The following is a 13,888-nucleotide window of genomic DNA, read 5'->3' on the forward strand; positions in this document are numbered from 1 at the left end:
CGTGCGGCACCGGGGACAGAGAGCTCAGATCCCTGTGGAGGCGGGCGGAGCGCGCCCGCGCGGGGCGCCCCGCGGCGCGATGTCGGGCGTGACGTGCGCGGAGCCGGCCCGGACGAGGCGCCCGGACGGCGGCCGGGTCTCGTCGCCGGAGGCGGGGGGCGTCGCGTGCTCGGGCTGGACGTACGGCGCCGCCGCCGCCGCGCGGAGAGCGGTGGCGGCGATGGCGGTCTGTACGCGCCCGGCCGTGCGCGACTTGGGGGTGACGCGGGTGCGGGCGGGCCCCTGGAGGGCGGCCCCGATCCGGACTCCGGACACCGTGCCGGTGGCGGGCGCCCTGCCCTGCATGCCGCCGGCCGGCAGGCCCGCGCCGACCGGTCCGGCGACGAAGCCGAGGAGGCCGAGCACGACGACGAGCAGCCGCGCGACGGGCCGCCGGAAGGCGGGATGGTGCGCTTCGCCCACTCCACCCTCCTCGCCCGGACCGCCGGCGGGGTGCTCGCCCCGATGTTCACGCCAACCTAGCCCACTTTCCTTCCGGCGGCGCTCGCCCTGACTCCGGGGCGAGAGCCGTGAAAGCGGGTCCGTCAAGGACGGGTTGCGTGACAAAGACGTTGCCCGTGCTCGGCCACACGGCCTTACCAGCAGACACTGGCTGGTGTCCCGATCCGGCCAGCCCGCAGTCCGCCGCCCGCCATTGCCCGCGCGATTTATGCGAATTACTTTCGCGTATGCCCACCCCGAACCGGACAGAGGAGTCTCCGGTGGCACGAATCAGACAGACCGCGATCGTCGGGACCGCCGCCTTGGCCGTCCTCGCCGCGGGGGTCGCCCCCGCCTACGCAGCGGGCACGACCATCCGCAAGGGCTCGGCCACGGCCGCCGCCTACTCCGGCAGAGTGCAGGCCTCGCTGCTCGGCACCGCGACGGTCAGCAGCTCGATCGGCAGCGGCTCCTGCAGCCAGTCGACGATGAACGGCTCCATCAACTCCGACGGCAGCGCGCTGAACGTCGCCTCCGCCACCTTCACCGGCACCGGCGGCGGTCCCTGCAGCGGCAGCACCAGCTCGACGATCACCGCGCAGAACCTGCCCTGGACGGGCGGCAACGTCACCTTCGACCCCGGGCACAGCGGCGGCCGGGACGCCACCGTCACGATCGCGAACTTCAAGGTGAAGGCCGTGGTCGACATCTTCGGCGGCATCACCTGCGTGTACGGCGGCAACCTCACCGCCAACGGCTACAACGGCGACAACGGCTCGCGGCCGGTCACCACCAGCAGCGACGCGCAGGTCGGCGTGAAGAACGCCACGGTCAACAAGCAGTCGGGCAGCAACTTCCTCTGCCCGTCCACGGCCACCGTGACCGCCACGTACGCGCTGCGCGGCGAGTCGGTCGCCGGATCCGGCACCTACAACCAGGCCCTCTACGTCACCAGCTGACCGGAGGCCGGAACGGAGCTCCCGAGGAGAGCCAGTCCCCCGCCGCGCTCCCAGGGAAAGGACGGGCCGCCCCCATGCGGGGGCGGCCCGTCTCGTCGTCACCGGGGCGTCGCCCGGAGCCGGGTCAGCAGCCGACGAGCTGCGCGGCGAGGAACGACTCGACCTGGCTGAGCGCGATGCGCTCCTGGCTCATCGAGTCGCGCTCCCGGACGGTCACCGCGTCGTCCTCCAGGGTGTCGAAGTCGACGGTGACGCAGAACGGGGTGCCGATCTCGTCCTGGCGCCGGTAGCGGCGGCCGATGGCACCCGCGTCGTCGAAGTCGACGTTCCAGTTGCGGCGCAGCTGCGCGGCGAGGTCGCGGGCCTTCGGGGACAGGTCGGCGTTGCGCGACAGCGGCAGCACCGCGACCTTCACCGGGGCGAGCCGCCGGTCGAGCCGCATGACGGCGCGCTTCTCCATCTTGCCCTTGGCGTTGGGCGCCTCGTCCTCGGCGTAGGCGTCCATCATGAAGGTGAGCGTGCAGCGGTCGACGCCCGCCGCGGGCTCGATCACGAACGGGGTGAACCGGTCGCCGGACTCCTGGTCGAAGAACGACAGGTCGGCGCCGGACGCCTTGGAGTGCGTGGTCAGGTCGTAGTCGGTGCGGTTGGCGATGCCCTCCAGCTCGCCCCACTCGCTGCCGACGAAGTCGAACCGGTACTCCACGTCGACGGTGCGCTTGGAGTAGTGGGACAGCTTCTCCTGCGGGTGCTCGAACAGCCGCAGGTTCTCCTTGCGGATGCCGAGGTCGACGTACCACTGCATGCGCTCGTCGATCCAGTACTGGTGCCATTCCTCGTCACTGCCGGGCTTGACGAAGAACTCCATCTCCATCTGCTCGAACTCGCGGGTCCGGAAGATGAAGTTGCCGGGCGTGATCTCGTTGCGGAACGACTTGCCGATCTGGCCGATGCCGAACGGCACCTTGCGGCGCGCGGACTGCTGGACGTTCAGGTAGTTGATGAAGATGCCCTGCGCGGTCTCGGGACGCAGGTAGGCCAGGCCCGACTCGTCCTCGACGGGGCCGAGGTAGGTCTTGAGCAGCCCGTTGAACATCTTCGGCTCGGTGAACGAGCCCTTCACGCCGCAGTTGGGGCAGGAGATGTCGGCGAGGCCGTTCGCGGGCGGCCGGCCGTGCTTCTCCTCGTAGGCCTCCTCCAGGTGGTCGGCCCGGAAGCGCTTGTGGCAGGACTGGCACTCGGTGAGCGGGTCGACGAACGCCTGGACGTGGCCGCTGGCCTCCCAGACCTCGCGCGCCAGGATGACGCACGAGTCGAGGCCCACGACGTCGTCGCGGCCCTGCACCATCGACTTCCACCACTGGCGCTTGACGTTGTTCTTCAGCTCGACGCCGAGGGGGCCGTAGTCCCAGGAGGCGCGGAGCCCGCCGTAGATCTCGCTCGACGGGTAGACCAGGCCCCGCCGCTTGGCGAGGTTGACGATCGTGTCCAGCACATCGGAACGGCGTGCCATGAAAGATTCTCCATCCGGCTGGCGGTCGGCGGGAACAGTGAGTGCGCCCCGGTCCCGCGGCGACGGCGGGCGGCGGCGAGTGTGATCCCCGGTGATGTGCTCCGGCGCGGGCGCCGCCGCCGCCGGAGAGTGCCCCCAGCTTAGGGCACGGGCACCCCTGAGCAGGAACTAGTAAACGCGCCCGTCGGCGACGTCGCTGTCGATGTTCAGGGTGACCCCGCCGTGCGTCTCCCGGTGGCCGCCGCGGTACTGCTTGACGCGGCGGTGCGGCGCCCACCAGGCGTCCGGCAGGAACGGGTCTCCGTACACGTCGGCCCGGCGGTCCCAGTTGGCGAACCAGACGCAGGACGGCCTGCTGATCGAGGACCGGCCCACGTCGCGGATGCCGGACTTGGAGCTGCTGTAGAGGCACGGCTGGTAGCCCTCGGTCTTCAGCCGGTCGACCCAGTTGTCGACGAAGCGGAGGACGGCGGCCCGGCAGGCGCTCTTCTTGTGGTCGTAGGCCTCCATGTCGTAGTAGAGCGGCTTGCCGGCCGGAATGCCGAGCGCCCGGGCCCTGCGGGCGGCGTCCGCGGCCGCCTGGGCGCCCTGCCAGGAGGCGCTCCGGGCGGTGAAGCGCTGCGGGCGGCTGCCGCACGGGGCCTGGAGGCCCACGTAGGTGGCGGTGAGGCGGTAGCCCATGGCGCGCACCTGCCGCACCCACGAGGCGGTGAGGTTCGGCTGGGCGCATCCGCGCGCCGCTCCGCCGATGTAGATGTTGGTGACCTTGAACGAGGGCCGCCAGGCCCTCATGGTCGCCAGGGACGGGGCGGTGCAGGTGTCGAACCCCTTGCCGCGCACCCACGAGCGCTCCAGGGCGGTCCCCTGGCCGGAGGACGGGCTCTCGGCGGGCACCGGACCTCCGGTCGGCACCGGGCTTCCGGTCGGCACCGGGCCTCCGCTGGGCACGGGGCCTCCGCTGGGCGCCGTCCCCTCGGCCGGCGCCGTGGGCACGGCGGTCGCCGTCCGGCGGACGTCCGGCTTGGACGGCGCGGCGGTCCACCGGCCCGACAGCCGGGTGCCCCGCAGGATCCGCTGGAGCGCCTCCGGGCTCCCGCCGTACACGCCGGTGATCGTGACGCCGGCCTCGGGCAGGGTGAGCCGCGTCTCGTGGTCGACGGTCCGCCGCACGGTCAGCGAGGCGAGCTTGTCGGCGTGCACGACGGTCCGCGCGGTCCGCCCGTCCCCCGCGGGCTGGAGGTGGACGGCCTCGGTGCGGCCGACGGCGCGCGCCGGGCAGTCGGGCTGCGGTCCGGGGCGGCCCAGGTAGACCGCGTGCCGGTCGTAGCGGACGCACCGGGACGGATCCCGGTCGAGCCGGTGCACCTCCCAGCCGGCCGGGACGGGGACGCGCAGCCCCCGGTACTCGACCACGCGGCCATGCGGGCCCTCCCCGCTCTCGGCCGCCCCCCTCAGGGCCAGCGAGGCCGCCCGAGGGGGCGCGGGACGCGCGGGGGCCGTCCCGGTGACGGTGAGGACGACGGCGACGGCCGCCGCCCCGGACGGCACACTGAACAGGACGGCATGGCGCATCACATTCTCCCCCCGCGGGCCCGGCATGATCATGTGCGGGATGACCTCGGCGGAGGCGGCGAAACCGGGAGGGGTCGCTTCTTGACCGCCGATTGCCCGCATTCTGACCAGGCCCGCGCGGGACGGACCGGGCGGCCGCTCAGGCGGAGGAGACCACCTCGTAGGCGCCCGGTTCGTCCACGGCGAGGGCGGCGAGCGGCATGAACCGGAGCCGCACCTCGTAGGCGCCGAGCGCGCGGCGGTAGTGTCCGGCGCCCTCCCACTCGGTGACGAGGGCCCACAGCCCGGGGTCGTCGACGGTCCGGGCGAGGCGGCCGGAAAGGAAGCCGGTGCTCGCGGCCAGGGCCTCCAGCACCGCGGTCATGCTCTCGGCGAAGCCGCCGGACTCCTCGTCCGGCACCCGGTACCGGGTTATCGCGATCATCCGTCCATCCTGGCAGTACGTTGGGCCTGTGGAGACGAGAGGTGAGCGGCCGACCGGGCTGCGGGCGGCCGTCGAGCGGCGCAGCGCGGCGCCGGTGGTGTTCCTGCACCGGCTGCCGCGGTGGGTCCTGCTCGCCGCCGTGTTCGTGCTGCTGGTGATCGGCATGGCCGGAACCGGCTGGGTGGCCGCGGCCGGACTGCTGGTGCTCGCCGCCGCGCTCGGCTGGTTCGCCTATCTGAACTGGCCCGCGCTGGACGGCTCGGGAAGGATCCTGCGCCTCGCCGCGCTGGCCGTCCTGGTGGGGTTCGCCCTGGGACGCGGCATCGGTCGGTTTTGACAACCGTTTTCATCTTCGTCCATAATCGCACCGTGCCCCCTCTCCGCGCAGCCCTGCGAACCGCGCCGGCCGCGGCGCTCGCCCTGGCCGGGTTCGCGGCGGGCCTGACGGCCTGCGCCGACGCCGGCGCCGACGTCCCGCCCGGCAGGACCGCGGTGGTCGCGTCCTTCTACCCGATGGCCTGGCTCGCCGGGAAGGTCGGCGGCGGCGACGTGTCCGTCCGGACGCTCACCAGGCCCGGGACCGAGCCGCACGACCTGGAGCTGACGGCGCGGCAGGTCGCGAACGTCCAGGACGCCGACTACGCCGTCTACGTCAAGGGCGTCCAGCCCGCCGTCGACGACGCGGTCCGCAAGCACGCGAAGGGCAGGTCGCTCGACGCCGCGAGCCTCGTGCCGAGGCTCTCCCCGCCCGGCGAGACCGACGACGAGGAGGCCCACGACGGCGTACGGCACCGCGAGGCGTCCTACGACCCGCACATCTGGCTCGACCCGAGCCGGATGGCGACCGTGGCCACCGCGCTGGGCGAGCGGCTGGCCGCCGCCGACCCCGCGCACGCGACCGGCTACCGGGAGCGCGCCCGGGCCACCGCGCAGGCGCTGACCGGCCTGGACCGGGAGTTCCAGGACGGTCTGCGGTCCTGCGCGCGCCGGGAGATCGTCACCGCGCACGCCGCGTTCGGCTACCTCGCGGACCGCTACCGGCTCCGGCAGATCCCGGTCGCGGGCGTGGACCCGTCCGGCGAGCCGTCCCCGAAGCGGCTGGCGGGGCTGGCGCGGCTCGTGTCCTCCACCGGCGCGACGACGGTCTTCACCGAGACCCTGGCCAGTCCGCGGGTGGCCGCGAGCCTGGCGCGGGAGGCGGGCGTGCGGACGGCCGTCCTCGACCCGGCCGAGGGCGCGCCGGAGGGGGCGTCCGGCGACTATATGACGATCATGCGAGAGAACCTGCGGACCCTGCGGCCCGCGCTGGAGTGCACATGAACGAGACCACCGCCGCGCCGTTCGCGATGACCGGCGGCCTCGTCCGGCGGGACGGCCGCGTGGTGCTCGCCGACGTCGACCTGCGGGTGGAGGCCGGCGACGTGCTCGCCGTCCTCGGTCCGAACGGGGCGGGCAAGTCCACGCTCGTCAAGGCGCTGCTCGGGCTCGTCCCGCTGGCCGCCGGCCGGACGGAGATCTTCGGCGAGCCGCCCGCGCGGTTCCGCGACTGGAGGCGCGTCGGGTACGTGCCGCAGCGGCTGCCGATGGGCGGCGGCGTGCCGGCGACGGTCCGCGAGATCGTGGCGTCCGGCCGGGTGGCCCGGCGGTCGCGCTGGCGGCCCGCGCCGCTCGCCGACCGGGCGGCCGACCGGGCCGCCGTCGACCGCGCCCTGGAGACGGTCGGGCTCGCCGGGCGGGCCCGCGACTCGGCGCACCTGCTGTCGGGCGGCCAGCAGCAGCGGGTGCTGATCGCCCGCGCCCTCGCCGGCGAACCCGACGCCTTCGTGATGGACGAGCCGACCGCCGGCGTGGACGCGGGCAGCCAGGCGGCGCTCGCGTCGGCGCTGGACGAACTGGCACGCGCCGGGCGCACGGTCGTCCTCGTCGCGCACGAACTCGGGCCGATGGAGCCGCTCGTCACCCGCACGGTCGAGCTCGGGCACGGCCGCGTCGTCCGCGAGACCGCCCGGCAGACCCTCGAAAGGCCCGCGTGAGCGAGATGCTGCAGTACGACTTCATGCGCGTCGCCCTGGCCATGGCGGTGCTCATCGGGCTGACCGCCCCCGCCGTCGGGACGTTCGTGGTCCAGCGCCGGCTGTCCCTGCTCGGCGACGGCATCGGCCACATCGCGCTCACCGGCATCGGGCTGGGGCTGCTCACCAGCACCTCCCCCGTCCTCGGGGCGCTGGTGGTGTCGGTGCTCGGCGCCGTCGCGATCGAGGTCCTGCGGGCGCGCAGCCGCAGCGGCGCGGACGCCGTGCTCGCCCTGCTGTTCTACGGCGGGCTGGCGGGCGGCGTCATCCTGACGAGCGTCGACGGCGGCGGCTCGGCGGGCCTGCAGTCGTACCTGTTCGGCTCGATCAGCAGCGTGACGGTGACCGACCTCTACGTCGTCGCGGGGCTCGCCGCGGTCGTGCTGGCGATCGTCGCGGTGTTCGGGCGCGAGCTGTTCCTGCTCTGCCAGGACGAGGAGGTCGCGCGGGCGGCCGGGCTGCCCGTCCGGTTCCTCAGCGTGCTCATCGCCGCGACCGCCGCGGTCACGGTGGTGATCTCGATGCGCGCGATCGGGCTGCTGCTCGTCAGCGCGCTGATGGTCGTCCCGGTGGCGGCGGCGCAGCAGCTCACGCGGGGATTCTGGAGCACCATGCTGTCGGCGATGGGGATCGGTGTACTGTCGGCCGTGGCGGGGCTGGCGGGTTCCTTCCAGTACGATCTTCCCCCGGGCCCCTCGATCGTGTTGCTGGCGCTCGCGGTGTTCGTGGCCGCGGTCGCCGGGGGCTCGGTGGTGCGCCGCAGGCGCTCCCGTGCCGCGGCCGACGCCGTCACCGCGGGGGACGCCGGGCCCGGCGCCCCGCCACGCGTGGATGCCGAGGCGGAGGTGTTGAGGGGATGACGACGGCCCGCCGGGACGCGGTACGGCAGGTGCTGGCCGGCTGCGAGGGTTTCCGCAGCGCCCAGGACATCTACGCCGATCTGCGCGCCGACGGTTCCAAGATCGGCCTCACCACCGTCTACCGGGCGCTGCAGGCGCTCAGCGACGCGGGCGAGGTCGACGTGCTGCGCACCGACGAGGGCGAGGCCGTCTACCGCGCCTGCCGCACCGAGCAGCACCACCACCACCTGGTCTGCCGCGACTGCGGCCGGACGGTCGAGGTCGAGGGCCCGGCCGTGGAGCGCTGGGCCGACACGATCGCCGCCGAGCACGGCTTCGTCGACATCACCCACACCGTCGAGGTCTTCGGGACGTGCGCGAACTGCGCCGCGAAGCCGTCCTGAAGTCCCCGCAACCCCCGGGCCCGCAGGTCCGCCGCTGCTTGAAATCGGACAAGGCCGGTAATTCACACGCTCTGTAGGCGTTTCTTGGCAAATTGTTATATCTACTTCCCAGTAGCCCTATGTCATAAATGTCCCGTCGCCACGGCGGGCCCGACGGAGGGTCCTCGGGGGAGCGTGGCGCCCGCACGAGAGGGCGTTCATGACAAGACGGGCGTTCACCAGCCGAAGGATCTCGCTCCTGGCCTCGGCGACGTTGCTCGCGTCGGCCGCCACCGCGCTCCCCGCCTCCGCGCGGCAGCCGGCGTCACCACCGAGTCCGCGCGCCGCCGCCGAGCACGCGCTCCGGGCGCTCACCGGCCGCGCCGCCGAGGTGCGCGGCGGCGACGGGCAGGCGTTCCAGGTGGTCGGGGTCGGCATCGACCGCGACGGCACCTCCCACACCCGCATGACCCGCACCTACGACGGCCTGCCCGTCCTGGGCGGCGACATCATCGTCCACGAGACGGCGGCCGGGACGTGGCGCGGCACCAGCCTCACCCTCACCAAGGCGCCGTCGGACTCCAGCCCGGAGGTCTCCGCCAAGACCGCCCAGAAGCGCGCCGTCACCAAGAACCGCAAGGCCGACGGCTCCCCCGCGCTCGTCGTGGAGTCCCGCACCGCCGACCACGCGCCGCGCCTCGCCTGGCGCGTCCAGACGGTCGGGAAGAAGGCCGACGGGACGCCCAGCCGCATCCTCACCTCCGTCGACGCCGCCACCGGCAAGGTGCTGCTGAACGAAGAGACGATCAAGACCGAGGCGGGCGACGGCAAGTCCCTCTACACCGGGACCGTCCCGCTCCAGACGACGCCGTCCGGCGGCGCCTACCAGCTGAAGGACCCGACGCGCGGCAACACCTACACCGGTGACGCCCAGAACGACACCGACCTCTGCTTCCTCAGCTGGTGCTTCCACCGCGCCCCCGCCACCCTGTTCACCGACGCCGACAACCACTGGGGCAGCGGCACGACGTCCGACCGCGCCACCGTCGCCGTCGACGCCCAGTTCGGCACCAACGAGACCTGGGACTTCTACAAGAACGTCTTCGGCCGCACCGGCATCGCGGGCGACGGCAAGGGGTCCTACAACCGCGTCCACTACGGCAGCGGCTACGCCAACGCCTTCTGGGACGACTCGTGCTTCTGCATGACCTACGGCGACGGCGACGGCAGCCAGCTCGGCCCGCTCACGTCCCTGGACGTGGCCGCGCACGAGATGAGCCACGGCGTCACCAGCTCCACCGCGAACCTCACCTACAGCGGGGAGTCCGGCGGGCTGAACGAGGCGACGTCCGACATCATGGCCGCCGCCGTGGAGTTCTACGCGAACAACTCCAACGACCTCGGCGACTACCTCGTGGGCGAGGAGGTCGTCCTGCCCGGCTTCGGCAAGCCCGCGTTGCGCTTCATGGACAAGCCCAGCAAGGACGGCAGCTCCGCCGACTCCTGGTCGACCAGCACCAAGAACCTCGACGTGCACTACTCCTCGGGCGTCGCCAACCACTTCTACTACCTGCTGTCCGAGGGCAGCGGCGCGAAGACGATCAACGGCGTCTCCTACAACAGCCCCACGTCCAACGGCTCCACGATCACCGGCATCGGCCGGGACGCCGCCACGAAGATCTGGTACCGGGCGCTCACCACGTACATGACGTCCTCGACCAACTACGCGGGAGCGCGCACCGCGACCCTGAACGCGGCCAGGGACCTCTACGGCGCGGGCAGCACCCAGTACAACACCGTCGCCGCGGCCTGGTCCGCGGTGAACGTCAACTAGTCCCGATCCCGGCGGAACGCCCCGCACCGCTCCTCCGGCGCGGGGCGTTCCCGCGGTTCGGGTGATCCACCCGCCGCGCCATGGTGAAGAATCGGGGGCATGGCTACGACACGCACCGCGAACGCGCATTGGGAAGGCTCTCTCCTGGACGGCCAGGGGACCGTCTCGCTGGACTCCTCGAAGCTCGGCACCTACGACGTGACCTGGGCGTCGCGGTCGGAGGAGCCCGGCGGCCGGACGAGCCCCGAGGAGCTCATCGCCGCCGCGCACTCCACCTGCTACTCGATGGCGCTCTCGCACGGCCTCGCCGGCGCCGGCACCCCGCCGGAGAAGGTCGACACCAAGGCCGAGGTCACCTTCCAGCCGGGCGAGGGCATCACCGGCATCCACCTGACCGTCCGGGCCAGCGTCCCCGGCCTGTCCGCGTCCGACTTCGAGAAGGCCGCCCAGACCGCCAAGGAAGGCTGCCCCGTCAGCAAGGCTCTGGCAGGAACCAAGATCACCCTGGACGCCGCCCTGGTCTGACCCCCGGGCCCGGAAGTCCGCCAGACCGCAGGAGCGACCCAGCGGACGCACCAAGCCCAGCGGGGAAGGAACGGGCCCACCAAGCCCAGCCGCTTCCCCAGCCACGCGACAACCTGAACAGTCGCGATCGCGTCCGAAGGCAGATTCGAGCGGAGCGAGAATCTGATCGCGCAGCGAGCCGCAAGGCGAGCCGGAGCGATGCAGCGATCGCACGCAGTGGGTGCGGTTCAGAGGCCCCCGGGCCTCTGAACCGCACCTACTGCATTAGGCACAGCTCCGCCGTAGCGGCGGTCTCGGGAGGCGTAGAGCTCGCAGGCGTGCCAGAGGTGGCGGCGGTCGAAGTCCGGCCAGAGGGTGTCGAGGAACACCATCTCGGCGTAGGCGGACTGCCAGAGCAGGAAGTTGGACGTGCGCTGCTCCCCGGAGGAGCGCAGGAACAGGTCGACATCGGGGATGCCGGGTTCGTCCAGGTAGCGGGCGAAGACCTTCTCGTTGATCTTGCCGGGATCGAGGCGCCCGTCGCGGACGTCCCGGGCGATCGCCGCGGCCGCGTCGGCGATCTCGGCGCGGCCCCCGTAGTTCACGCAGAACTGCAGGGTGAGGACGTCGTTGTCGCGCGTCATCTCCTCGGCCGTCTCCAGCTCCTTGATGACGCTGCGCCACAGCCGGGGCCGGCGGCCCGCCCAGCGCACCCGCACGCCCATCGAGTGGAGCTGGTCGCGGCGGCGGCGGATCACGTCCCGGTTGAAGCCCATGAGGAAGCGCACCTCGTCGGGCGAGCGCTTCCAGTTCTCGGTGGAGAACGCGTACGCCGACAGGTAGGGGACGCCGAGCTCGATCGCGCCCATGATCACGTCGAAGAGCGAGTCCTCGCCGCGCTTGTGCCCCTCGGTGCGCGGCAGGCCGCGCTCCTTGGCCCAGCGGCCGTTGCCGTCCATGACGATGGCGATGTGCCGCGGCACCAGGTCGGCGGGGATCGGGGGCGGGGTGGCGCCGTCCCGGTGCGGTTCCGGCGGCGATACGGCCCTGCTCAAACTCTCTCCCTATCGGTGTCGTCGTCGCGCGTCTCGCGCTCCACATGGCGCAGGGAACGGATCCCGTGCTCCAGATGCCACTGCAGGTAGGCGGCGACCAGGCCACTGGTCTCCATCCGGTGGCGCTGCTCGCTGCCGTCGGCGTACTCCCAGTCGCCGCGCAGCAGCGCCAGCATCAGCGCGAACGTCGGCGGCGCCGGGGTCGCGGCGCCCGGCTGGCGGCAGCCGGCGCACACCGCGCCGCCCGCCGCGATGGCGAACCCGCGCAGCCCGCCGCGGTTGCCGCACCGGCAGCACTCGTCGAGCGCGGGCGCCCAGCCCGCGACCGACAGCGAGCGCAGCAGGTAGGCGTCCAGGACGAGCCGGGGGTCGTGGGCGCGCTCGGCGAGCGTGCGCAGCCCGCCGACCAGCAGCAGGAACTGCCGCAGCGCGGGCTCGCCCTCCTCGCTGGTGAGCTTCTCCGCGGTCTCCAGCATCGCCGTCCCCGCCGTGTAGCGGGGGTAGTCGGTGACCAGCGCCTCCCCGTACGGGCGCAGGGTCTCGGCCTGCGTGATCAGGTCGAGGGAGCGCCGCTCGTACAGCTGCAGGTCCACGTGCGTGAACGGCTCCAGCCGCGCGCCGAACCGGGATCTGGTCTTGCGGACCCCCTTCGCCGCGGCGCGGATCCGGCCGGTCCGCCGGGTCAGCACCGTGACGATGCGATCGGCCTCGCCCAGCTTCTGGGTGCGCAGGACGATGCCTTCGTCGCGGTACAGGGTCACCCGTTCATTCTGACGCACGCCGCCCGATGCCTCGGTGCGCCGGGGGCATCTCCCCAGGATCTTCACAAGTCGCACAGCGACCCCGCTGCGCGGCGAGCCGAACACGCAACGTGACCGGATTCGGCCGTAGCGGTCCCCCGAAAGTCATGGCCGGAAGCACGGGCACCTGGCAGCGTTGTGGCATGAGATGCCACATCGTGCCACCGCACATGCTGGAACGGATCGCCCGCGATGCCGATGACCCGGCCATACGCGGCCGGGCCCGCCGTACGCTGGCGCTCACCTCCGCCCAGTTCACCGAGCGGCGGACGGCCGCGGCCGGGGCCCCCTCCCCGTCCGAGGACTTCGTCCCCGACCGGACGATCAACGACGCCGAGCACCGCGAGGACCTGCCCGGCCGCAAGGTGCGGGCCGAGGGAGCCCCGGCCACCGGCGACCCGACCGCCGACCGGGCCTACGACTGGCTGGGAGCGACCTTCGACTTCTTCGAGGCCGTGTACCGGCGCGACTCGATCGACGGCGCGGGCCTTCCGATGGTCTCGACCGTCCACTACGGCGACGGGTACGACAACGCCTTCTGGAACGGCGAGCAGATGGTGTACGGCGACGGCGACGGCGTCCTGTTCACCGACTTCACCGCGCCCCTCGACGTCACCGGGCACGAGCTCGTCCACGGCGTCACCCAGTACACGGCGAACCTGGAGTACTACGGCCAGTCCGGCGCGCTCAACGAGTCGGTGTCCGACGTGTTCGGCTCGCTCGTCAAGCAGTGGCATCTCGGCCACAGCGCCGACCGGGCCGACTGGCTCATCGGGCAGGGGCTGCTCGCGCCGGGCGTCAGCGGCGTCGCGCTCCGCTCCATGAAGGCGCCCGGCACCGCCTATGACGACCCGCAGCTCGGCAAGGACCCGCAGCCCGGCCACATGGACCACTACGTCGAGACCTACCGCGACAACGGGGGCGTCCACATCAACTCGGGGATCCCCAACCACGCCTTCTACCTCGCCGCCACCGCCATCGGCGGCAACGCCTGGGAGAAGGCCGGACGCATCTGGTACGACACGCTCACGGGCGGCTCCCTCGCCGCCGACGTCGACTTCGCCGGCTTCGCCGCCGCGACGGTCCGGGCCGCCACCGCGCTGTACGGGGCCGGGACCGCCGAGACCGAGGCAGTGAATCGGGCCTGGACGGGGGTAGGCGTCTCCTTGGAGGCGAACGAAACGCAGTGAGAGTGACAGTCGTCCGCAGCGGCGGGTTTGCGGGGATCGAGCGGCGCGCCGAGTCCGACAGCGCCAGCGATCCCATGCTGTCCAGGCTCGTCGGCCGCGTCGATCTGAAGAGCGTGCCGCCACCGGGCCGAATTCCTGACCAGTTCCTGTACGAAATCGACATCGACGGCGACCGGACCACCGTCGGTGAGGCCCAGCTCCACGGGCCCCTTCGCGAACTGGTCCACCACGTCCTCGGTCGCATCTGACCGTTTCGTCTCGGG

16 protein-coding genes are annotated in these 13,888 nt (G+C 72.6%); 10 read left to right on the forward strand and 6 right to left on the reverse strand.

Going from position 1 to position 13,888, the window contains the following annotated elements; all coding sequences use genetic code 11:
* Positions 1–24: 24 nt before the first annotated feature.
* Positions 25–462 (reverse strand): hypothetical protein, encoded by a 438-nt coding sequence (locus AB0C87_RS23025; RefSeq protein ID WP_360579409.1) that lies wholly within the window; start codon positions 460–462, stop codon positions 25–27.
* 299 nt (positions 463–761) lie between these two features.
* Between AB0C87_RS23025 and AB0C87_RS23030 the strand changes: the two genes are divergently transcribed.
* Positions 762–1,439, forward strand: coding sequence for a hypothetical protein (locus AB0C87_RS23030; RefSeq protein ID WP_360579411.1), 678 nt, complete (start codon positions 762–764; stop codon positions 1,437–1,439).
* Between the two features lie 124 nt (positions 1,440–1,563).
* Here AB0C87_RS23030 and AB0C87_RS23035 read toward each other — a convergent pair whose 3' ends face one another.
* The 3 genes from AB0C87_RS23035 to AB0C87_RS23045 all read right to left on the reverse strand — a co-directional run bounded on the left by AB0C87_RS23035 (position 1,564) and on the right by AB0C87_RS23045 (position 4,948).
* Positions 1,564–2,952, reverse strand: a complete 1,389-nt coding sequence (locus tag AB0C87_RS23035; protein ID WP_345174458.1) for a glycine--tRNA ligase — start codon at positions 2,950–2,952, stop codon at positions 1,564–1,566.
* Positions 2,953–3,120: 168 nt separating this feature from the next.
* Positions 3,121–4,524 (reverse strand): DUF1906 domain-containing protein, encoded by a 1,404-nt coding sequence (locus AB0C87_RS23040; RefSeq protein WP_360579413.1) that lies wholly within the window; start codon positions 4,522–4,524, stop codon positions 3,121–3,123.
* A 139-nt stretch (positions 4,525–4,663) separates the two neighbouring features.
* Positions 4,664–4,948: an antibiotic biosynthesis monooxygenase gene (locus AB0C87_RS23045; RefSeq protein WP_345174454.1), complete on the reverse strand. Its 285-nt coding sequence runs from the start codon at positions 4,946–4,948 to the stop codon at positions 4,664–4,666.
* Positions 4,949–4,976: 28 nt separating this feature from the next.
* Between AB0C87_RS23045 and AB0C87_RS23050 the strand changes: the two genes are divergently transcribed.
* From AB0C87_RS23050 to AB0C87_RS23080, 7 genes are all read left to right on the forward strand, one after another.
* Positions 4,977–5,285 carry a DUF6703 family protein gene (locus AB0C87_RS23050; protein WP_345174452.1) on the forward strand — a complete coding sequence of 103 codons (309 nt, stop codon included), beginning with the start codon at positions 4,977–4,979 and terminating at the stop codon, positions 5,283–5,285.
* Positions 5,286–5,317: 32 nt separating this feature from the next.
* A complete protein-coding gene (locus AB0C87_RS23055) occupies positions 5,318–6,268 on the forward strand; it encodes a zinc ABC transporter substrate-binding protein (RefSeq protein ID WP_353832597.1) in 951 nt (316 codons plus the stop codon).
* A 26-nt stretch (positions 6,269–6,294) separates the two neighbouring features.
* Positions 6,295–6,981: a metal ABC transporter ATP-binding protein gene (locus AB0C87_RS23060; RefSeq protein WP_360579444.1), complete on the forward strand. Its 687-nt coding sequence runs from the start codon at positions 6,295–6,297 to the stop codon at positions 6,979–6,981.
* The gene (locus AB0C87_RS23065) at positions 6,978–7,880 is read left to right on the forward strand and encodes a metal ABC transporter permease (RefSeq protein WP_360357293.1); all 903 of its coding nucleotides are present in this window, start codon (positions 6,978–6,980) and stop codon (positions 7,878–7,880) included. Before AB0C87_RS23060 ends, AB0C87_RS23065 begins: the two co-directional genes overlap by 4 nt.
* Positions 7,877–8,263 (forward strand): transcriptional repressor, encoded by a 387-nt coding sequence (locus AB0C87_RS23070; RefSeq protein WP_089312674.1) that lies wholly within the window; start codon positions 7,877–7,879, stop codon positions 8,261–8,263. The genes AB0C87_RS23065 and AB0C87_RS23070 overlap by 4 nt, the downstream gene beginning before the upstream one ends.
* 199 nt (positions 8,264–8,462) lie before the next feature.
* Positions 8,463–10,076 (forward strand): M4 family metallopeptidase, encoded by a 1,614-nt coding sequence (locus AB0C87_RS23075; RefSeq protein ID WP_353832595.1) that lies wholly within the window; start codon positions 8,463–8,465, stop codon positions 10,074–10,076.
* 99 nt (positions 10,077–10,175) lie between these two features.
* A complete protein-coding gene (locus tag AB0C87_RS23080; protein WP_345174445.1) occupies positions 10,176–10,601 on the forward strand; it encodes an OsmC family protein in 426 nt (141 codons plus the stop codon).
* Positions 10,602–10,828: 227 nt separating this feature from the next.
* Here AB0C87_RS23080 and AB0C87_RS23085 read toward each other — a convergent pair whose 3' ends face one another.
* Both AB0C87_RS23085 and recO read right to left on the reverse strand, forming a co-directional pair.
* Positions 10,829–11,635, reverse strand: a complete 807-nt coding sequence (locus AB0C87_RS23085; RefSeq protein WP_345174444.1) for an isoprenyl transferase — start codon at positions 11,633–11,635, stop codon at positions 10,829–10,831.
* Positions 11,632–12,396 (reverse strand): DNA repair protein RecO, encoded by a 765-nt coding sequence (recO, locus tag AB0C87_RS23090; RefSeq protein ID WP_345174442.1) that lies wholly within the window; start codon positions 12,394–12,396, stop codon positions 11,632–11,634. The genes AB0C87_RS23085 and recO overlap by 4 nt, the downstream gene beginning before the upstream one ends.
* A 209-nt stretch (positions 12,397–12,605) precedes the next feature.
* Here recO and AB0C87_RS23095 point away from each other — a divergent pair, with 209 nt between their 5' ends.
* Positions 12,606–13,625, forward strand: coding sequence for a M4 family metallopeptidase (locus AB0C87_RS23095; RefSeq protein ID WP_345174440.1), 1,020 nt, complete (start codon positions 12,606–12,608; stop codon positions 13,623–13,625).
* A gap of 2 nt (positions 13,626–13,627) precedes the next feature.
* Complete coding sequence (locus AB0C87_RS23100; protein WP_179833582.1) at positions 13,628–13,873, forward strand: protealysin inhibitor emfourin; 246 nt, start codon at positions 13,628–13,630, stop codon at positions 13,871–13,873.
* Positions 13,874–13,888 lie beyond the last annotated feature (15 nt).

Origin of the sequence: Actinomadura sp. NPDC048021 (assembly GCF_040653135.1) — a bacterium.
Taxonomy (GTDB): domain Bacteria; phylum Actinomycetota; class Actinomycetes; order Streptosporangiales; family Streptosporangiaceae; genus Spirillospora; species Spirillospora verrucosospora.

Bases quoted from the DNA above. Each gene is read 5' to 3' on its own strand.
- AB0C87_RS23070 (WP_089312674.1), top strand. From the start codon at position 7,877: ATGACGACGGCCCGCCGGGACGCGGTACGGCAGGTGCTGGCCGGCTGC.
- AB0C87_RS23080 (WP_345174445.1), top strand. From the start codon at position 10,176: ATGGCTACGACACGCACCGCGAACGCGCATTGGGAAGGCTCTCTCCTG.
- AB0C87_RS23075 (WP_353832595.1), top strand. From the start codon at position 8,463: ATGACAAGACGGGCGTTCACCAGCCGAAGGATCTCGCTCCTGGCCTCG.
- AB0C87_RS23060 (WP_360579444.1), top strand. From the start codon at position 6,295: ATGACCGGCGGCCTCGTCCGGCGGGACGGCCGCGTGGTGCTCGCCGAC.
- AB0C87_RS23045 (WP_345174454.1), bottom strand. From the start codon at position 4,948: ATGATCGCGATAACCCGGTACCGGGTGCCGGACGAGGAGTCCGGCGGC.
- AB0C87_RS23095 (WP_345174440.1), top strand. From the start codon at position 12,606: ATGCTGGAACGGATCGCCCGCGATGCCGATGACCCGGCCATACGCGGC.
- AB0C87_RS23035 (WP_345174458.1), bottom strand. From the start codon at position 2,952: ATGGCACGCCGTTCCGATGTGCTGGACACGATCGTCAACCTCGCCAAG.
- AB0C87_RS23040 (WP_360579413.1), bottom strand. From the start codon at position 4,524: ATGCGCCATGCCGTCCTGTTCAGTGTGCCGTCCGGGGCGGCGGCCGTC.